Origin of the sequence: Bacillus sp. Au-Bac7 (assembly GCF_021341655.1) — a bacterium.
Classification (GTDB): Bacteria; Bacillota; Bacilli; order Bacillales; family Cytobacillaceae; genus Niallia.
Window position 1 is genome coordinate 24,103 of record NZ_JAJTTG010000010.1, and the last position, 20,146, is coordinate 44,248.

Genomic DNA, 20,146 nt, shown 5'->3' on the forward strand with positions numbered 1-20,146 from the left:
CCCTTCCATCTATTTAAACGGAAGGGTTTGAGTTATTTATATTCCTTATTTCTGAAGTCTCTTTTCGTCTTTACTACTCTTTAGATCATCTTGTATACTTTTATCCCATAGCTCTACGCCTGAATTATAGGCAGCTCTACCGATTAAATGCCCTGCAACAGGTGACGTTAGAAAGAAGAAAACAATCCCCAGTAAAATCCTTGAATTAAAATGACCATTAATAAAATAAAAATATAGAAAAGTAGCAAGTAGAATAACCATGATTCCAAGTGTTGATGCTTTGGATGCTGCGTGATTCCTTGTATATACGTCTGGAAGTCTTATAACACCTAAAGCAGCTACTAAATGAAGAAGAACTCCAATGGCAATTAATAAGCCAACAATCACCTTAACTATCTCGGTCATTTTCAATCACCTCTCCCTTCTCTAAAAACTTAGAAAAGGCTACAGTACCAATGAATGCCAGAATACCAATGACTAAAATAACTTCAAGAAAAGCACTCGTATTTAATACAATGGATATTAGTGCGGTAAGACCTGCTAAGCTAATACCGATAGCATCTAGTGCAACCACTCTATCAGGTGTTGTTGGGCCTTTAATTGCTCTGTAGGTAAATCCTATCATAGCAATGACGATTAACAATATTGCAATATACATAAATGTTTCAAACATTATCGCCCCACCTCCAGAATTGCTTTCTCAAATGTGTTTTTAATAGAGTCAATGGATTCTTGTGCATCATTAATATCCAAAGCATGCACATATAATATTTTGTTATCAGGAGATACTTCAATCACTAAAGTTCCAGGTGTCAAGGTGATCAGATTTGCTAGAATGGTTATCTCCCAATTCTTTTCTAAAATGGTGGGATATGCAAAAATACCCGGCTTCATATCCAACTTTGGCTTTAAGACCGTTTTTACAACTGCTATGTTTGAGCTGATTAATTCTCTAATAAAAATATATGTGAGATTCAATACAGCAAGTATTCTAAAAAGGTAAAATCGAGATGAAAAGAAATTCCTGAATATATAGAGGATTAGCAAACCAAAAAGATATCCTTTTAAAAAAGCAACAGGTTCAAACGATACAGTCATTACCATCCACATAAATCCAAGAAGCACGTTTAATAATAGTTGAAATGCCACGTTATCACTCCTTTAAGACTGCATCAATATAAATTTCTGGTTTAACCAATGTCTCAGCTGCCTGTGAGATATACGGATAAACCGCTTCAGCTCCAACACCATAAAGAATCGAAATCATAATTAGGATTATTGGTGCAATCATTAAAGTCTTCACTGGTACTTTCTCCTCCCCATCATAGGAACGAGGTGTACCCCAAAATCCATTTATAAAAATTTTCATAATCGAAAGCAATATTAGAAGACTAGATAGTAATACAATAGCAGCACCAAGGTAATTCTCTGCTTCAAAACCACCTTTTACAATTAAAAGCTTTCCGATAAAACCGCTTAAAGGAGGAATTCCTGCAAGGGATAATGCACTTAAGAAAAAGGTCCAGGCTAAACCAGGGTATTGTTTAATCAGTCCACTAATCTCTTTTAAATTACTAGTTCCAGTAATACTGATCATAATACCTACTAATAGAAATAGCGTGGCTTTAATAATCATATCGTGAATTAAATAAAACACCGAACCTGTAAGCGAATCTGGTGTCATCGCAGAAATACCAAATAGAATAACGCCAACTGCAATTATAATATTGTAAATAATAATTTTTTTGATGTCCGAAAAAGCAAGTGCACCAATTAAACCAAAGATAATACTCAATATGGCCAGAATGGCTAAAATCTTGCTAGTATAGCCAGTATCATGATAAAAAAGTAAAGTGTATGTTCTCATAATCGAGTATACCCCTACCTTTGTCAGCAAAGCCCCGAATAACGCCATTACGGGAATAGGCGGAGCATAGTAAGAACCTGGAAGCCAGAAGTATAAGGGGAAAACCGCTCCTTTTAACCCAAAAACTACTAAAAATAAAATAGCAATGACTGTTACAATTCCCGGCTGCCCCACTTCACTAATTCTTTCCGAAATATGGGCCATATTCAGTGTCCCAACAACTGAATACAAATAAGCAACTGTGATAACAAATAAAGCAGAAGAAATAATATTCACAAGAAGATATTTTATAGATTCACGCAGTTGTATTTTTGTTCCTCCAAGTACAATAAGGGCATAAGATGCCATCAACATCACTTCAAAAAATACAAACAGATTGAAAATATCTCCTGTTGTAAATGCACCATTTACGCCAACAATTAAAAAGTTAAAACATGGATAGTAATAGAACCTTTCCCGCGCTTCTCCAATACTTCGGAAAGAGTAAAGGAGAGTAGTACATGCAACAATACTAGTAGTAAGCACAAGCAATGCTGATAACATGTCAGATACGAGCGTAATTCCGAATGGAGCTTCCCAGCTAGAAACATCCAGTGTTTGTATACCATCCTGTCTAATCTTTTGTACTAATAGGACAGATACAATTACATTTAAAATGGAGGATATACCTGAAATCCACCTTTGAGCGATAACGTTTTTCGAAAAGAAAATCATTATAACTCCCGTAATTAAAGGAATTAGTATGGGTAAAAGTAAAAAATTAATCATTGCCATCCATTCCTCTCAATTTTTCCATATTGTCAGTACCAAGCTCTTGATACGCACGATAGGCTAAAACTAAGAAAAAGGCTGTTACCCCAAAACTAATGACAATAGCCGTTAAAATTAATGCCTGAGGAATTGGGTCTGTATAGGTTTCTGCATTTTCCCCAAGCAATGGCGCAGCTCCCTTTTTTAAGCCTCCCATTGTTAAAATAAGCAAATGAGCTCCATGACTTAATAACCCAGTTCCTACAATAATGCGCAGCAAACTTTTGGAAAGCATTAAATAGGTTGCACACATAAACAATATCCCAATAACAAAGATCATGATTATTTCCATTATTCATCTCCTCCAATCGTTTGAATAATAGTCATTGTTACTCCTACAACTACTAAGAAAACACCTAAATCAAAAATCGTAGCTGTATGCAGGGAAAGGTCTCCTAAGATTGGAATATCTATATGCGTATACGCATGCGTAAGGAAGGGAATGTTGAAAAGCAATGCCCCTGCTCCTGTTCCAATGGAAAAAAGAAGCCCTGTTGCAATCATGTACATATAATTAAATGGCAATATTTTTTTTACCGTCTTTAAGTCAAAAGCCAATAGTAATAATACAATAGCTCCAGATGTTAATAGCCCCCCTACGAAGCCTCCTCCTGGTGTGTAATGACCTGTGAAGAAAATAAACACAGAGAAGATAAGAATGATAAATAATACGATTTTCGTTGTGGTTTGTAAAATTACATCATTTGTTTTCAGTTTTCTTCCCTCCCTTAAGGCGTAGCTTAATTAATCCAAAAATACCAATTGCAGCAATTGCCAGGACAGTAATTTCAAACATGGTGTCAAGTCCGCGGAAATCAACTAAGATGACATTTACCATATTCTTCCCCGCTGCCTCTTTATACGTGTTTTCAATATAATAGTGTGCAATCGAATCAAATAACTTATTGCTGTGTGCTGATAAGCCAATCAGAATAACAATGGCTCCGACCCCTATAGAAATAAGGGCATTTGTTAATTTAAACGAAATTCGTTCTTCGCGCTTCTTTAGCTTTGGCAAATGATAAAAACAAAGCAAAAATAACGCAACAGATATTGTTTCAATAACAAGTTGAGTTAATGCCAAATCAGGAGCTCTGTATATCACAAAAAATAAGGAAACAGAATAGCCAACCGCTCCCAATAAAATAATTGAAGTCAATCGTGATTTAACGAAAAGAATGCTTATCGCTACAATGCAAATACCGACAGCAAGGATGACCTCAGCAATATGAATGTTTGATATATTACTTGTATCAAACTTAAAGGCATCCTTTATAAATAACGTAGCTCCTAGAATAAGAATAAAAAATATAAACAAGTAGAGAAGATACGTTCTAGAGGATCCCGTTAAGATACTGCTGGTTATTCTGCGAGAAACCTTTTCTGTCCTATTTAATGCACCATCATAAAGATGGTTTAAGGACAGTTTCTCAGGGAAAATCTTATAAACCTCTCTCCATCTTGGATAAGTCTTGTACAGCAAGAAACCAATTGCAATAACACCAATAGTCATATATAGCTCCGTATTAAAACCATGCCAGAATGAAATATGAACATCGACTGCAAAGTCAGGCATGATAGCAGAAACGGCTGGTGAAATAATGGTATTTGAAAGAACATTAGGAAAAAATCCAAATGCAATAACAAGTGAAGCCAAAACAACCGGTGGAATTAACATGCCAATTGGAGCCTCATGCGGCTTTTTCTTAAGCTTCTCAGGCTGAAATTTGCCAGTGAACGTTTTGAATACTAAAATCATGCTGTACACAAAAGTAAAAATACTAGCAATCCACGCGATAACAGGAAACAGTATTCCAATCGTTTCCATATTTAAGATATCCATGCTTAACACACGTACCATAGCAGTGAAAAACATTTCCTTACTTAAGAACCCATTAAAAGGCGGAAGACCAGCCATCGAAAACGTCCCAATAATCGCAACAGTAAAGGTAATTGGCATGAATGGCATTAATCCACCAAGCTTACGGATATCTCTTGTTCCGGTTTCATGATCGACAATTCCAACTACCATAAATAGAGCACCCTTAAAGGTGGCATGATTAATTAAATGGAATACAGCTGCTGCTGTAGCGACCATATAATAACTGTCTTTAATAGAATCGAAGTGTAACGCAGCTCCACCAATACCAAGCAATGTCATAATCATCCCGAGTTGACTAATCGTTGAAAAGGCAAGGATGCCTTTTAAGTCTGTTTGTTTAACGGCTGAGAAAGAACCCCAAAACAATGTGACAATCCCAAACCCTGCTACTAACCATACCCATAGAGCCGTTTCAGCAAAGACTGGACTCATTCTCGCTACTAAATAAATCCCCGCTTTCACCATTGTTGCTGAATGAAGATAGGCACTTACAGGCGTTGGAGCTTCCATAGCATCCGGTAACCAAATATGAAATGGAAATTGAGCTGATTTTGTAAAAGCTCCAAGTAAAATACAAAGCATTGCTGGTATAAATAAGTGATTTGTCATTAGTTCTGGCGATTGCTGAATGATCGCAGAAATGCTGAAGGTCCCTGTCATTACATAGAGTAGAATGATACCTCCTAACATGGAAAGTCCGCCAAAAACAGTAATCAGCATTGATTTTTGGGCGCCATACCGTGACTTTTCACGTTTGTACCAATAGCCAATTAGTAAAAAGGAAGAAAAGCTAGTGAATTCCCAAAAAGTATACAAAACAATCAAGTTATCTGACAGAACAACACCGAGCATTGCTCCCATGAACAGCAGCAAATATACATAAAAATTTTTTAACTGTTCTTTATCCTTTTGTAAGTAATACACAGAATAAAGAACCACTAAAGAACCAATACCTGTAATTAATAGTGCAAATAACAAAGCTAAACCATCGACCTTAACCGTAAAGTCTATTCCTAGAGATGGAATCCAAGCAAAGGATTTGGTGACAGTTTGTTGAGCAGAGGTGATTGATATAAAAGATAAAAAATAACTGAACAAAAGAACTGGCAATGTAAGAACAAACCACCCCGTATGTACTCCCCTAAAAACCTTAAACAGGATAGGTACAAAAATAGCAAGTAAGAATGGTGAAATTACCGCTAAATGAAGCAAAGACAAAGAAATCCCCCCTAATATAAATATCTATTGTTATAAACAGGAAAAGCAAATTATGTTTTTCTTAATAATCCTACGTTGTGACTCTTTAGTAGTGTTTTCTTCAGACTAACCAAATATGTGAAAACCTATATAGATTGGTAATTTGTATAAATTACTGCCTATAAACCAAACCTAATACTGGTGGTGCAGATCAGGATAAAATGGAAAAAATCCATCTCTATTTTTATACTTTTTTTAAGTTTTTGGCAACTGGCTGAAAAGCAGAAACGTGAAACTTCTTTACTCACTCATGTTTTAGAAATGGAAGCACTAATCCCAACTACTAATGAACTAGAAAAGGTTTTTCAAAGTAAAATGCATGCCTCTTTTCAATCAAGAGAATATGTTAGAGTTAATAAAGTTTTATAAAAGTACAATAAAAAAAGCCTGTCATTAGGGCATAGTTATCCCCTAGTGACAGGCTCCTCCATTTTTTACTCACATTATCATTTAACTTTCGTAACTTCAATTCTTATCTGCCCCATTTTATCCTAAAACCAAATTCCATTCAAGTACTTATCTTTAATACCCCTTTTTATCTATAAAAAAACTTAAAAAAATATTTAAGTTAGTCTCCCTTTTATAACTATATGTTTATAATGTATTAATTATAAATAGACATTAAAAATAATCGTAATGAACCCTTTCTCCATATAGACCCATGATAACTACATACAAAATGATAATATAAACAAGAAAATCTTCCATGTATTTTTATTGAGAGGTTTTCTTGCTGTTTTCCAAAAAATAATTAAAATGTTTTCAACCTTTACAATAGGGCAATAATTTTTATTGTTTTATAGCTTTTAGTAAAATATAATATAATTCAGAATTTTAAAAAATAAAGTGGTAAAGGAGTGTGTTTATGGAAGAAATAGTAACTTTTATTAACGGGATATTATGGAGTACTCCAGTCATTTATATTGTACTAATAGTAGGCCTCATTTTTACATTTGTCTCTAGATTCCTTCAAATCCGACTTGTGAAGGAAATGATCGTCCTAATGTTCCAAGGAAAAAGTTCAGAAGCAGGTGTCTCCTCTTTTCAAGCACTTTCAATTGCTTTATCTGGAAGGGTCGGGACAGGCAACATTGCTGGAGTTGCAACCGCAATTGCCTTTGGAGGGCCTGGTGCTGTGTTTTGGATGTGGTTTATGGCATTTATTGGAGCTTCCACAGCATTTATCGAGTCAACACTTGCTCAAATATATAAAGTAAAACAAGACGGGCAATATAGAGGTGGACCTGCTTACTATATCGAAAAAGGAATTGGCTCAAAGTGGTTTGCCTTTCTTTTTGCAGGGGCAGCAATCATCTCCATGGCAATATTAATGCCTGGGGTACAGTCAAATTCAATAGCTGTTGGAATGAAGAATGCCTTTAATCTTCCTACATACATTACAGGAATATTGATAGTTGTGCTGCTAGGATTTATTATATTTGGCGGTGTCAAACGGATAGCTAATGTAGCACAGGTAGTTGTTCCAATCATGGCCCTTGGTTATATACTTTTATCCATCATCATTGTTGTCATTAATATTCAAGAACTGCCAGGTGTTTTTGCCCTAATATTTAAAAGCGCCTTTAACCTTGAGGCTACATTTGGCGGCATGATGGGCATGGCAATTGCCTGGGGAGTTAAACGGGGAATCTATTCGAATGAAGCAGGTCAAGGAACAGGACCACACCCTTCAGCAGCTGCAGAAGTTACTCATCCAGTAAAACAAGGGCTTGTACAGGCATTCTCTGTATATATCGACACATTGCTTGTCTGCTCAGCTACTGCCTTTATGATCTTGTTTACTGGAATGTACAATACAGAAGCACCCAATGGAACAATGATCGTCAATAATGTGGAAGGCGTAGAGGCAGGACCAGGATTTACCCAAGCTGCGATTGACAGTATAATCCCAGGGTTTGGTTCCGGTTTTGTAGCAATTGCCCTCTTCTTATTCGCATTCACGACAATTATGGCTTATTATTATATCGCAGAAACAAATTTGACTTATTTGCTTCGCAATAAAAATAATAGATTATTCTCAGACTTGTTGAAACTGGTTTTACTTGCTACAACCTTTTATGGCACTGTAAAAACAGCCAGCCTCGCTTGGGCTCTTGGAGATGTTGGTTTAGGATTAATGGTATGGCTTAACATGATCGCTATCGTAATACTGGCAAAACCAGCTATTATTGCACTAAAAGATTATGAAAAACAGAAAAAGCAAGGCTTAGATCCTGTGTTTAATCCTGAACCTTTAGGCATTAAAAATGCGGACTTTTGGGTAAAGGAAGATAAAAAGAACGATAAAGCTGTTTAATAAAACTATGAACCACCCGTTTAAGTTGAGGGTGGTTTCTTTACGAGTCAATAATGAACTAGATTTATTTTTGTATTAAGAAGTTAATTTATATCTTTAATAGTTTCTTCTATTTCTTCAAGAAAATATTGAATGGTCGGATCATTATCATTTTTAAGTTCAACAATAACTTTCTCAATTAAAGATTTATCTATTACATATTGTGCAGTTACTACTCTCCATACCGCTTCTGCTGCATAATCTTTTAAATCTTCATTTCCACTTTTTATCAAATTCATTACATAACCAAAATATTCCTCATGGATACTTTCATCATATATAAACGAATTAAATATATCAAAACCCTCTATAATATGATCCTCTTCGGTACTATTAATTAACTTTCTAGCATCCTCAATTGTTGGAAGCGGCGTTGTTCTTAAGCCTTCCTCTTCATCATGCTCATGTACGTATAAGTGGTTGATGAATTCTTGAAAAGTATCATATATTTGGGTGATTCTTTCTGTATCTGTTTCAATATATATAACCTTTGGTTCTTCGCCATGATTGTAGTCTAGGGCAAAACAACTATGACCATCCCCGCTGATTAAAATAATATTACTTTTACTAATCCCCCACTCTTGTTTGAAATAATCTGTTTCCATTATCCCTTTATCTTTTTTTATTCCACGAAGATTATCTATTTCTAAATAGTCATCTCCATCCCATCTATTTAAAGCTAAAGGTAGTGCATTATATATTAGTGTTCCACCATTTTGTTTTTTTAATAGTTTGATGTAATCAGCAGGTAATTTAACTCCAAAATAATCTTCTGCCAAATGTATATCTTCATCTGACAGATTATCCAATCTGTATTGGCTTGATTCAACATGCCAAATATCCATTTAAAACCAGCCTTTCCAACGATAATAGTTTTTTCTTGTCACTTATACTGCCACATATAATCTCTTGTATTACTAATCTACTAACAGTTGCTCAACCATTCCATCCAATTTATTCAGTAGTGTTGTTCTCTTTTCATCTTCTTTTTCTTTCTCAATTTGATTGGATATTTCTGCGATTTCCTCTAACTGCTCTTTTACAGATGTATTTTTCTCTAACGCTGCAAAATGCTTAGCATATGCTTTAGCAGCATTGCCTATATGATTTTCGTATTGTCTGCGATCACTATATGGTTCATATGAATCAGCATGAATACTTTCTTTTAAACTGCTTAACCAACTTTCTAAGTTTTCGAATTCAGTTTTTTCTATAATGTTATTTCTTTCATCTATAATTCCATGAGCTTCTGCGATCACTATCAATTGATTAACTACTCTTTCTAGCTCTACAATATCTTCCATTCTTTTTTCATCATTATCTGCATTTTGTAGACTTTTACCTAGTGAACCTATTTCCATCAATTTATCTGCAATCGTTGTCTCTTTCTCCTTTGAAGTATATTCACCAGAAAGATTTTCGGCAAACTTCCCCACTTCGGTTGCGTAATCCTTTCCAAGCGGAGTTCTTGTAGCCGCATCACTTAGCCTAAGGTTTAGTTCATATAAAAAACTTGCTAAATTTGAATTATTACCTTTTTGTTCTTCCCTTTTACTATTTGTTTTTTCTTCATTCTCCTCTTGATTGTTAATTAGAGCCAGTTGATTTTGCTGATTTTCCGTGTTTTCCATTTGCTTAAATACAAAACTACCAATAAAAAGAGCAAAACAAGCAATAGCAGCAATTGAGAGTACGGGTGCAAAAGAAAAACGTTTTTTTGAGTCTTTATGATAAATAACAGTTTGATACAATCTTTCCTTATCAGTAATACTCATTTTCCCATGTTTTAGAACAGTACTATTCAAACTCCTTCTTAAAGACTTCAAATCTTCACTCATTCCCTTAACCCCTTTCTACATTCTTTTGAAGCATTTGTTTTCCTCGCCTTAACCTAGTTTTAATAGTATCAGCATTCAAATTTGTTAAAGTTTGTATTTCTTTAATTTTTAACTCTTCATAGTAAAATAATATAATAATTTCTCGATACTTAGTCGGCAGGGTTAATACCTTTTGGGATAATTCTAAGTCATCAAATTTGTTTATTACTTGATCTTCAGTAGAAAGTTCCTCCGTTGTTTCAATCTTTTCTTTCATAAAATCTGTAGGAATAAACGATCGATACCATCTACTTTTCAAATAATCTTTACATTTATTTCGGGTAATCTTATAAAGCCATGTCTTATATGTACTATCCCCTCTGAAACCTTCCATTTTTTCATAACACTTTATAAATACGTCTTGTGTAATATCCTCTGCAGCTGACCAGTTTTTCACATATGTATAAGCTAACATTTTAATACTTTCTGCATAGAGATCAATAAGTTCTCTTAATATTTCCTCACGTCGCTTTGGATGGGATTCCTCTTTGCTTAATATCATTACGCAATAAAACATCTCCTTCTGGTTGGTTTAACTATTGACGACTCAAAACAGTAAAATGTTTCACTTTCTCCAGAATAGGAGGGAATCCATTTGAGAAAATTATGAATTCCCTTCATGTTAATTATAATATTTGAAGCTTTAAAGAGTCTTTCTGACTGAACTGTTGTATTGGCGAACTGTAAGTAAGATGATATTTACCTTACCCTAGCTTCCGTTTAAATTCTTTACTAGCAAAGAAGTACGCAAGGACCATAATGCCGACACACCAGGCTAGCGCTAGCCAAATATCGTGGCCAACAGACTCTTCATATAAGAAAGCTCGAATCGTATTCACGATTGAAGTAACAGGTTGGTTTTCAGCAAACGCACGGACAATTTTAGGCATGGTCTCAGTGGGAACAAAAGCTGAACTGATAAACGGCAGAAAAATTAGCGGGTACGAGTATGCTGTTGCTCCTTCCATAGAACTTGCTTTCAATCCAGGAATAATCGCTAGCCATGTCAATGCTAGTGTAAACAATCCCAGGATTCCAGCTACGGCGAACCAATCCAAGATATTAGCGCTTGAACGGAATCCCATTAAGAGTGCAACGAAGATAACTATCACAACTGTTAACGCATTAGAGAAAATAGACGTAAACACGTGAGCCCACAATATCGAGGAGCGCTTAATCGGCATCGTAATGAAACGAGCCATCAGACCGCTTTTCACATCTGTAAAGAGCCGCAAAGATGTGTAGGCAACACCACTTGCTATAGCCATAAGCAAGATTCCCGGCAATAAATAATTAACATAATTGTCTGTTCCTGTCTGTATAGCTCCGCCAAACACATAGACAAACAACAACATCATCATTATTGGTGTAATTGCTACTGTAATAATTGTGTCAGGGCTGCGCATTATATTACGCATTAACCGCCCCAGTAACACCCCAGTATTATTTTTCATTTAAATGCCCTCCTTTTTACCGATGATTGTGAGAAAGATTTCCTCCAATGACGGCTTCTTTTCGATATACTCCACTTTAGCTGGTGGAAACATCTCTTTTAATTCTGTAAGAGTACCTGTAGTGATGATTTTTCCACTATGCAAGATGGCGATACGATCCGCTAATTGTTCTGCTTCTTCTAGGTACTGGGTCGTAAGCAATATAGTCGTACCGCTGCCAGCAAGTTCCTTGATAGTATCCCAGACTTCAAGCCGTGCTTCAGGGTCAAGCCCTGTCGTCGGTTCGTCTAAAAAAATAACGGCTGGTTTTCCAATTAAACTCATGGCGATGTCAAGCCGGCGTTTCATTCCGCCAGAATATTTATCTGCCCGAAGGTTGGCCGCTTCACGCAGACTGAATCTTGCAAGCAGATTGTCAGCAACTTCGGAAGGATTAGAAACTCTCCGCAACTTGGCAATTAATATTAGGTTTTCACGTCCAGTGAGCATGTCATCTAATGTGGCGAACTGTCCTGTTAAGCTGATACTCCGGCGAACATGTTCCGGCTGACTCCTGACATCAAATTGGCAGATACTCACTTGCCCTTCATCAGATTTCAACAGGGTTGAGAGAATGTTGACTATTGTCGTCTTACCCGCTCCATTTGAGCCAAGCAATGCAAAAACTTCCCCTTGCTTCACCTCAAAATCGACTGCTTTTAAAACTTCCTTCTCTTTAAATGATTTTTTTAATCCTTTTACAGAAATAACGGCATTGCTCATTCTTCTTCCTCCTTTTATAAGACAGCAGGATTTGTTCAACAATCACAAGCTGCTGCCTTTTAGACAATGCGAAGTATTAATCTGTTATTTTGTAGAGGCAACCAATTATACTCCGCTATTTAGTCTGACCGATAATCAGTGATACTTAGTACTGAGGTAAAAATTTAACTGAATAACGAAGGTGGCAAATTTTGATTTCAACCAGCTATTCAGTCTGTATTATCGCTTGTAATTTTATTTTTTTCCTAATCGATCAATGATGCTCTTATTCAAATCTTCACGGTATTTAGCGACATAAGTTTTAGCATTAGCCACTAGTTCGTCAGCAAAGGAAGCAACATCTTCCCCAGTAATCTCTAGCACTTGCCTTCCTTCTGCGGAGCCTGCTTCGAATAAATCAATTAATTCATATTGCATATGAAGCATATCCATACCATTGCCCGCTGAGAATTTCCACATATAGTCTTGAATTTTCTTAAATACAAACTGGTAGTCCTCCGGAAGTGCCTCTACCCTTGCCATCATCATCTTGTATTCTTTTTTATCACCAATTAATTTTTTAAATAATTCCATCATGTTTATTCCTCCTTTTAATAAGCAGTACAATGCACACGTGATATCTTATCGTTAAGTTGTCTTTAACATATTAATTTTTGACGAAACAAAATCCCATCTTTTCCAAAACAATGTTAGTTCCTGACGGCCTGCTTCATTAAGTGAATAAAACTTGCGTGGTGGTCCCATATCCGATGGTTTCTTCTCGATATTCACTAGTTTCTTCTTTTCTAATCGCATTAGAATGGTGTAGACCGTTCCTTCGACGACTTCAGTAAATCCAAGGTCGTTCAGGCGGCGAGTAATTTCATAGCCATATGTTTCTTGACGGCTGATGATTTCCAACACGCATCCTTCTAACGAACCTTTCAGCATTTCCGTTAAATTTTCGATGCCCGGCACCTCCTCTATAATGTAAGACTTATATTCAGTATCACTTAGTACCTTAGCTAACCTATTTACTCAATAGCTTTGGCCATCTCGCTATTAAGTATTACTTATTACAAGTACATTGTATCACCGAGTAGCGAAGAGTGTCAATTGGATTTATTACATATTTTAAAAACCAGCTAATACCCATTTGCTTTCCCTGCCACCTTGAAGGTCTCTTTCAAGAAAACAATATTATCAACACTTTAAATACAAAAAAGAACATTAATCTATCTTAGATTAATGTTCCCGGAAAATACGCTCATTTACTTAGCATTATCGCAACTAATTAATACACATCTTTTTGGTATCTTTTAGTCTTTTGCAGTTCTTGCACTTTTTCTTCTGCTTCTTCTTGACTCATATTTCCTTCTTTTGAGAATATCTCTATCAAAGTGTTATGAACGTCTTTAGCCATATATTCCTTATCACCACAAACATAAAAATGCGCTCCACCTTGTAACCATTCATATAATTCCTTGCTAGATTCCAGCATTTTATTTTGGACATAAACTTTTTCATCTGTATCACGAGAGAAAGCTGTAGTTAATTTTGTAAGAACCCCATTTTCTTGATGTTTTTCTAGCTCTTCTTTATAAAGGAAATCTGTTTGTGAATGTTGCGCCCCAAAGAACAGCCAAGTCCTTCCACTGCCTTTGTTAATAGAACGTTCTTGAATAAAGGAGCGAAAAGGAGCAATTCCCGTTCCTGGGCCAACCATAATGATATCTGTCTCATTTGACTCTGGCAGTCCGAAGTGTTTATTCGCCTGAATGTAGACAGGAAGTGTATCTCCTTCAGAAATTCGTTCTGAACATTGAACAGAACAAACACCATTTCTGTCTCTGCCGTGGGATGTATATCGCACAGCACTGATTGTTAAATGAACTTCATCTGGGTGAGCCGATTGACTGCTAGAAATCGAATACAAGCGCGGCGGCATCTTTCTTAATAATGTCACAAACTCTTGAGCTTCAATTTGGCATGGTCCGAAATCTTGAATCATATCTAATAAATCCCGACCATACATATACTCTTTTAAAGCTGAAGCATTTTCTATAGCAACAAGACTATTTAAATTCTCATTATCAACCATTTTAGAAAAGTTCTGTAATACTTTCTTAGTTAATAAAGTAATTTCAAAGTATGTTGTTAAAGCATCCTTTAAAGGAAGCTGATCACCTGTTTTATTTATAACAATGTTTTGATTTCCATCCCACTTCATTTCTTGAAGCAGGGACTCTACCAATACTGAATCATTTTCCGGGTATATACCTAGAGCATCACCTGGATTATAAGTAATTCCTGATCCTTCTAAAGATAATTCCAGATGTCTTGTTTCCCTATTTGAACCTGTGCTATTTAGGTTAATATTCTTAAGAACTTTAGCTTGAAATGGGTTATTTCTGGTGAACGCTTGATTTGTTTGGCTTGCAGGTGTATTCATAATTTTTATCTCCTAAAATTTGATTATGCTTAAATTGAGGTTCTTTATGAAAAAACCACTTAATTAAGGTACCACTATAATTTTAATTATAATTTAGCTTTCAGAAGTTTTTCAACCAAAAAGTATAAATAGTTATTTATCTCTATCGTATTTGTAAATTTTTATACCATTTTGACTTTTAGCTTTTCTCTTTTATGTTAACCAAACACACCTAAACTCCATAATAACGCAATAAAAACTGCTGCTTGTTTCGCAACTGTAATAATTGAAGGAAAAATCGCTTGCACTTATTAATAGAAAAATTCTTTTTCCTATACATCCAACGCCCACATATAAAAAAAAACGCCCTACTCAAAAAGAGTAAGGCTGTTAACAGTGTTGTGCATAAAACTGTTATCACTTATTATGACCATTTCTTCCATACTTATACATATAAATAAACAAAAATTTTTTTCCCTTTCAACCAAAGATAATGTACATTTCCGTTAAAACTGTTCATTAATATACATATTCCAATCATTTAACAATTGTAAGAATGCTGTATAATTTTATACTAGTAATGAAAGATTAAAAACATTTGGGAAAGTGAGGAATTGCAATGGATTATACGAAACTTGGCAACACAGGATTAGATGTATCTAGACTTTGCCTTGGATGTATGGGTTTTGGTGTGAAGGAACGCTGGATGCATCCTTGGGTAATTGATGAAGAAAGCAGTCGTACGGTTATTAAAAAAGCGGTTGAGTCCGGCATTAATTTTTTTGATACTGCCAACGTCTACTCAGATGGTACGAGTGAAGAATTTCTCGGACGTGCTCTTAAAGATTTTTCTAATCGAGATGAAGTTGTGATTGCAACAAAGGTTTACTTCCCATTAGGCAAAGATTTAAACAGCAAAGGTCCAAACAGTAAAGGGCTATCCCGAAAACATATTATGAGTGAAATTGATAAAAGTCTTAAACGTCTTGGAACAGACTATATCGATTTGTACCAAATACATCGCTGGGATTACAACACACCGATTGAAGAGACGATGGAAGCTCTTCATGATTTAGTGAAGGCTGGTAAGGTAAGATACATAGGAGCATCAGCCATGTATGCATGGCAGTTTTTGAAAGCGAACCATACCGCTGAGAAGAACGGGTGGACGAAATTTATCTCTATGCAAAATCACCTTAACCTTATATACCGGGAAGAAGAACGAGAGATGCTTCCATTATGCAAAGAAGAAAAAATCGGCATAATTCCATACAGCCCGTTAGCTTCAGGCAGATTAACACGTGATTGGTCAGAAGATACGCTCCGTTCTGAAACAGATGCAACGCAAAAGTCTAAATACGGTTCAACAGAGCATAACGACCGTTTAGTTGTGGAACGAGTTGCCGAGTTAGCAGAAAAACATGGTGCAGCTAGATCCCAAATAGCACTTGCATGGCTGCTTCAGAAAGAACCAGTAACAGCTCCTATTATAGGTGCTACGAAAATTTCTCATCTTGAAGATTCAGTCGGTGCGTTATCAGTGAAGTTAACCACTGAAGAAGTTGCATATTTGGAAGAGCCTTATGTTCCACATCCTGTGGTTGGTGCTTTAAATTCTAAGTAAAAAAGCCATATATAAGAAAACCCTAATTTCCTATAAGCAGGACATTAGGGTTTTTACTGTTAGTTTACTATGTGAAATCCTAGGTTATCTTACTAGCCCTGTCAAAAATTCAACTGTTTCTGGATCATAATGAGAGAAAAATAAACTCTTTTCCTGGTCAAGTTTTTCAATCTTGTTCATATCTTCTTGTGATAGAACAAAATCAAAGACTTCAAAGTTCTGAACCATTCTCTCTTTCGTTACCGTTTTTGGAATAACAACAACCTTACGCTGGATTAAGTAGCGCAGAGCCACTTGGGCCACAGATTTGTCATATTGCTCCCCGATTTCTTTTAACGTTTTATTATGAAAGAAGTCATTTTTCCCTTCTGCAAAAGGTCCCCAAGATTCAATTTGTGTTCCGTACTTTTCCATTATTTGTTGGGCCTGTTTTTGCTGGTTGAACACATGTGTTTCCACTTGGTTAACCATTGGTGTAATTTCACTAAACTGAGCAATATCAATCAAACGGTCTGGATAAAAATTACTTACGCCAATTGCTTTGATTTTACCTGCTTTATAATACTCTTCCATTGCACGGTACGTACCATAATAATCATTAAATGGTTGATGAATTAACATGAGGTCAATATATTCTGTTTGCAGTAAACGCAAGGATTCATCCATTGATGCTTTAGCTTTTTCATAGCCAGCATTTGAAATCCATACCTTTGTAGTAATAAAGAACTCTTCACGAGGTATACCACTTTTACGTACTGAACTACCAACTGCTTCTTCATTCCCATAAGCTTGAGCAGTATCGATTGATCGATAGCCAACTGCTATTGCTTCGCCTACTACACGCTCACATTCTTCCAGGTCATTAATTTGATAAACTCCAAACCCTAAAATAGGCATCATTATTCCATTTGATAAAGTTACAGTTTCCATCTAATATTCCTCCTAAAAGTTTACTGCCTTGCACTTCATAATCTTACTAGATTCGTGTTACTCTAAGTCAACACAGGAATTTTAAAAATTACTTCTGGATAATTCACAGATGGTGCAAGGAATATCAGCAAAAAAAGTTTTAACCCTTTCATTATCCTTTATATAAAAAAAGAATAGGTACCACATTTCTATCAAATGATTACCTATTCCTCTCAAACAGTACGGTATACTTTAATTACTGGTTGCGATAGTCTTGACTGTATGGCTGAAAGGCTTAGAAAAAAGATTTTTATACTTCTTCCTTGGCAAAAGATATATATATATCTTTTTAAATAACTTGATGCATTGCCAATCTCTTTTTTATTTCTCTGCTATTCCTTTAGCGCAAAAAAAGCCAAATCCCCCATACTGGTGAATTTGGCTTTTTTTACTATATTATCAGTTTACCAACCGCGCTCTTGCATGCGAGCTTCCGGAGCAAGACTAGCAATTTCAATCCCTTTCATTGCTGTTCCTAGATTTTTAGAGATTTCAGCAATTAATTTATAATCTTGGTAGTGAGTAGTTGCTTCCACAATTGCTTTTGCAAATAGAGCTGGATTATCTGATTTAAAGATACCTGAGCCGACAAATACTCCGTCTGCTCCTAATTGCATCATTAATGCTGCATCTGCAGGTGTTGCAACACCTCCTGCTGCAAAGTTAACTACTGGCAGGCGCCCTAAGTTTTTAATTTCCAGCAAAAGCTCGTAGGGAGCACCTAATAATTTTGCTTCTGTCATTAGCTCATCTTCATTCATATGAACTACTTTACGAACTTGTGCATTTACTTTTCGAATATGACGGACTGCTTCCACAATATTTCCTGTTCCTGGTTCGCCTTTTGTGCGGAGCATGGAAGCACCTTCTCCGATGCGTCTTGCTGCTTCGCCAAGGTCCCGGCATCCACAAACAAATGGTACTGTATATTCATTTTTATTTAGGTGATATTCTTCATCTGCAGGAGTTAAAACTTCACTTTCATCGATATAATCAACGCCTAATGCTTCAAGCACTCTAGCTTCCACAATATGTCCAATACGTGCTTTAGCCATAACAGGGATAGATACTGCATTCATAACTTCTTCTACAATAGAAGGGTCAGCCATTCTCGCTACTCCACCTGCAGCACGAATATCAGAAGGAACTCTTTCAAGAGCCATTACTGCTACTGCTCCTGCCTCTTCAGCAATTTTCGCTTGCTCGGCGTTAATAACGTCCATGATAACGCCGCCCTTTTGCATTTCAGCCATTCCACGTTTTACTCGATTAGTACCAGTTTTCATTCATATTCCTCCTATAGATTTAGTATGTAATCAACCTTTATTTTTTCAAATGCGCATTGTAAACTAATTATAGTAATTAATCTGGAACTATTAAAAGAGCCAGATATTAAAATTATTCAGGTACCAGTTTGATGGAGGTCAAAACCATGTTAGAAATAACTCCCATTTTAGATACTCAAAGTGATGCACCCGTATATATACAACTTTATCGTTTTCTTAAAAATGAAATACAATCAGAAAATATTCCTCCTCATAGTAAATTGCCTTCTCAAAGGAAATTAGCAGTGCATTTAAACTTAAGCAGAAACACTGTTAATGCTGCGTATCAGCAGCTCCTCGCTGAGGGTTATATCAGAAGCGAAGAAAGAAAAGGTTTATTTGTTGAGGATATAAAGCATGAGCTGTTTTTAGACAAAAACGCACATGCTATCCATGATGAAATCTTGAATAACAATTGCAGTCAACAAGAAGAGCAATCTTCAAGAATTCTATATGATTTTAAATATGGAGAAATAGATTTAAAGCATTTTCCATTTAAATTATGGAGTCAATTAACGATGAAAAGCATATTTGCTGAACAAGGAAAGCTGTTACTATATGGCGACCCACAAGGTGATCTAGATCTTCGTAAGCAAATAGCAAGATATCTGTATGAATCTCGCGGAGTTAAATGCTCAGAGCATCAAATTATCATAGGAGCTGGAACACAATATCTGTTAAGTATGTTATGTAAAATCATTGGCAGAGAATACACATATGGGATTGAAGAGCCTGGTTATAATAGAGTCCGTATTGTTTTACAGGAATATGGCAAAGCAGTGCATCCGATTCCCCTTGATAGTTATGGAGTTGATATAAAGAAATTAACAGCAAGCGAGGTCAGAGCTGTCTTTGTCACACCTGCACATCAATTCCCTCTTGGAATTGTTATGCCAATCCAAAGACGATTAGAATTAATTAAATGGGCGAAGGATTCAGATGGCTATATAATAGAGGATGATTACGATAGTGAATTTCGATACGAAGGCAAGCCTATTCCTGCCCTTCAAAGCTTAGACAGTTATGAAAAAGTTATCTATATGGGGACTTTTGCTAAATCGCTGATTCCATCTTTGGATTTTAGTTATATGGTTCTTCCAAGACATCTATTAGCTACGTACCATGAGAAGTATATTGGTTATAAACAAACCGTTTCCAGACAGCATCAATATACATTAAAACTCTTTATGGAAAGCGAGCATTGGTCAAGACATCTGAATAAAGTTAGAAATGTCTATAAGAAAAGACATAATGCATTGCTAACATCTCTTAAAGCGAACATGTACAATCAAGTCAGAATTATGGGTTCAGGTGCCGGATTACATATAGTAATAGAGCCGCGTAATGATATGTCAGAGCAAGAGCTAATTGACACAGCTAAAAAGAATGGCGTGTTGGTGTATCCTGTTTCCTCCTTCTATGAACAATTACCAGATCAAAAATATCCTCGAGTTCTGCTTGGTTTTGCTGGTATGGATGAGAGTAAGATTCAAGAAGGCGTAATATTGCTTTCAAAGGCATGGTTCTAAGCAGCAAAAAATTAATAATGCATT

20 protein-coding genes are annotated in these 20,146 nt (G+C 35.9%); 3 read left to right on the top strand and 17 right to left on the bottom strand.

Annotated features, from left to right (window positions below; translation table 11 throughout):
* Positions 1 to 45: 45 nt before the first annotated feature.
* Genes mnhG through LXM54_RS21105 form a run of 7 tightly spaced genes read right to left on the bottom strand, consistent with a single transcriptional unit; the run spans position 46 to position 5,777 of the window.
* Complete coding sequence (gene mnhG / locus LXM54_RS21075; RefSeq protein WP_233317209.1) at positions 46 to 405, bottom strand: monovalent cation/H(+) antiporter subunit G; 360 nt, start codon at positions 403 to 405, stop codon at positions 46 to 48.
* Positions 389 to 658, bottom strand: a complete 270-nt coding sequence (locus LXM54_RS21080) for a Na(+)/H(+) antiporter subunit F1 (protein WP_396953849.1) — start codon at positions 656 to 658, stop codon at positions 389 to 391. The genes mnhG and LXM54_RS21080 overlap by 17 nt, the downstream gene beginning before the upstream one ends.
* A gap of 14 nt (positions 659 to 672) precedes the next feature.
* Positions 673 to 1,149, bottom strand: coding sequence for a Na+/H+ antiporter subunit E (locus LXM54_RS21085; protein ID WP_233317211.1), 477 nt, complete (start codon positions 1,147 to 1,149; stop codon positions 673 to 675).
* A 4-nt stretch (positions 1,150 to 1,153) separates the two neighbouring features.
* Entirely contained in the window at positions 1,154 to 2,635 is a 1,482-nt protein-coding gene (locus LXM54_RS21090; RefSeq protein WP_325169592.1) for a Na+/H+ antiporter subunit D, read from the bottom strand.
* On the bottom strand, positions 2,628 to 2,969 hold the full coding sequence (locus tag LXM54_RS21095) for a Na(+)/H(+) antiporter subunit C (protein WP_233317213.1): 342 nt from the start codon (positions 2,967 to 2,969) through the stop codon (positions 2,628 to 2,630). Before LXM54_RS21095 ends, LXM54_RS21090 begins: the two co-directional genes overlap by 8 nt.
* Entirely contained in the window at positions 2,969 to 3,391 is a 423-nt protein-coding gene (locus LXM54_RS21100) for a Na(+)/H(+) antiporter subunit B (protein ID WP_233317291.1), read from the bottom strand. The genes LXM54_RS21095 and LXM54_RS21100 overlap by 1 nt, the downstream gene beginning before the upstream one ends.
* Entirely contained in the window at positions 3,378 to 5,777 is a 2,400-nt protein-coding gene (locus tag LXM54_RS21105) for a Na+/H+ antiporter subunit A (RefSeq protein ID WP_233317214.1), read from the bottom strand. The genes LXM54_RS21100 and LXM54_RS21105 overlap by 14 nt, the downstream gene beginning before the upstream one ends.
* 904 nt (positions 5,778 to 6,681) lie before the next feature.
* Between LXM54_RS21105 and LXM54_RS21110 the strand changes: the two genes are divergently transcribed.
* The gene (locus tag LXM54_RS21110) at positions 6,682 to 8,133 is read left to right on the top strand and encodes an alanine/glycine:cation symporter family protein (RefSeq protein WP_233317215.1); all 1,452 of its coding nucleotides are present in this window, start codon (positions 6,682 to 6,684) and stop codon (positions 8,131 to 8,133) included.
* A gap of 83 nt (positions 8,134 to 8,216) precedes the next feature.
* On the opposite strand, the gene LXM54_RS21115 is transcribed toward LXM54_RS21110, so the two are convergent.
* From LXM54_RS21115 to LXM54_RS21150, 8 genes are all read right to left on the bottom strand, one after another.
* Positions 8,217 to 9,017: an SMI1/KNR4 family protein gene (locus LXM54_RS21115; RefSeq protein WP_233317216.1), complete on the bottom strand. Its 801-nt coding sequence runs from the start codon at positions 9,015 to 9,017 to the stop codon at positions 8,217 to 8,219.
* 72 nt (positions 9,018 to 9,089) lie between these two features.
* A complete protein-coding gene (locus tag LXM54_RS21120; RefSeq protein ID WP_233317217.1) occupies positions 9,090 to 10,010 on the bottom strand; it encodes a hypothetical protein in 921 nt (306 codons plus the stop codon).
* 4 nt (positions 10,011 to 10,014) lie between these two features.
* Complete coding sequence (locus LXM54_RS21125; RefSeq protein WP_233317218.1) at positions 10,015 to 10,551, bottom strand: sigma-70 family RNA polymerase sigma factor; 537 nt, start codon at positions 10,549 to 10,551, stop codon at positions 10,015 to 10,017.
* A gap of 202 nt (positions 10,552 to 10,753) precedes the next feature.
* A complete protein-coding gene (locus LXM54_RS21130) occupies positions 10,754 to 11,503 on the bottom strand; it encodes an ABC transporter permease (protein ID WP_233317219.1) in 750 nt (249 codons plus the stop codon).
* Positions 11,504 to 12,265, bottom strand: coding sequence for an ABC transporter ATP-binding protein (locus LXM54_RS21135; protein WP_233317220.1), 762 nt, complete (start codon positions 12,263 to 12,265; stop codon positions 11,504 to 11,506).
* Positions 12,266 to 12,499: 234 nt separating this feature from the next.
* Positions 12,500 to 12,841, bottom strand: coding sequence for a DUF1048 domain-containing protein (locus tag LXM54_RS21140; RefSeq protein WP_233317221.1), 342 nt, complete (start codon positions 12,839 to 12,841; stop codon positions 12,500 to 12,502).
* Positions 12,842 to 12,892: 51 nt separating this feature from the next.
* Positions 12,893 to 13,213 carry a PadR family transcriptional regulator gene (locus LXM54_RS21145; protein ID WP_233317292.1) on the bottom strand — a complete coding sequence of 107 codons (321 nt, stop codon included), beginning with the start codon at positions 13,211 to 13,213 and terminating at the stop codon, positions 12,893 to 12,895.
* A gap of 325 nt (positions 13,214 to 13,538) precedes the next feature.
* Positions 13,539 to 14,696 carry a sulfite reductase subunit alpha gene (locus tag LXM54_RS21150; RefSeq protein WP_233317222.1) on the bottom strand — a complete coding sequence of 386 codons (1,158 nt, stop codon included), beginning with the start codon at positions 14,694 to 14,696 and terminating at the stop codon, positions 13,539 to 13,541.
* Positions 14,697 to 15,294: 598 nt separating this feature from the next.
* Between LXM54_RS21150 and LXM54_RS21155 the strand changes: the two genes are divergently transcribed.
* Positions 15,295 to 16,299, top strand: coding sequence for an aldo/keto reductase (locus tag LXM54_RS21155; protein WP_233317223.1), 1,005 nt, complete (start codon positions 15,295 to 15,297; stop codon positions 16,297 to 16,299).
* A gap of 84 nt (positions 16,300 to 16,383) precedes the next feature.
* Here the strand turns inward: LXM54_RS21155 and LXM54_RS21160 are convergent, their stop codons facing one another.
* Together LXM54_RS21160 and pdxS are read right to left on the bottom strand one after the other, a co-directional pair.
* Positions 16,384 to 17,229 (bottom strand): aldo/keto reductase, encoded by an 846-nt coding sequence (locus tag LXM54_RS21160; protein WP_233317224.1) that lies wholly within the window; start codon positions 17,227 to 17,229, stop codon positions 16,384 to 16,386.
* Between the two features lie 443 nt (positions 17,230 to 17,672).
* Positions 17,673 to 18,554, bottom strand: a complete 882-nt coding sequence (gene pdxS, locus LXM54_RS21165; RefSeq protein WP_233317225.1) for a pyridoxal 5'-phosphate synthase lyase subunit PdxS — start codon at positions 18,552 to 18,554, stop codon at positions 17,673 to 17,675.
* 146 nt (positions 18,555 to 18,700) lie between these two features.
* Between pdxS and pdxR the strand changes: the two genes are divergently transcribed.
* Entirely contained in the window at positions 18,701 to 20,122 is a 1,422-nt protein-coding gene (gene pdxR, locus LXM54_RS21170; protein ID WP_233317226.1) for a MocR-like pyridoxine biosynthesis transcription factor PdxR, read from the top strand.
* The last annotated feature ends 24 nt before the right edge of the window (positions 20,123 to 20,146 follow it).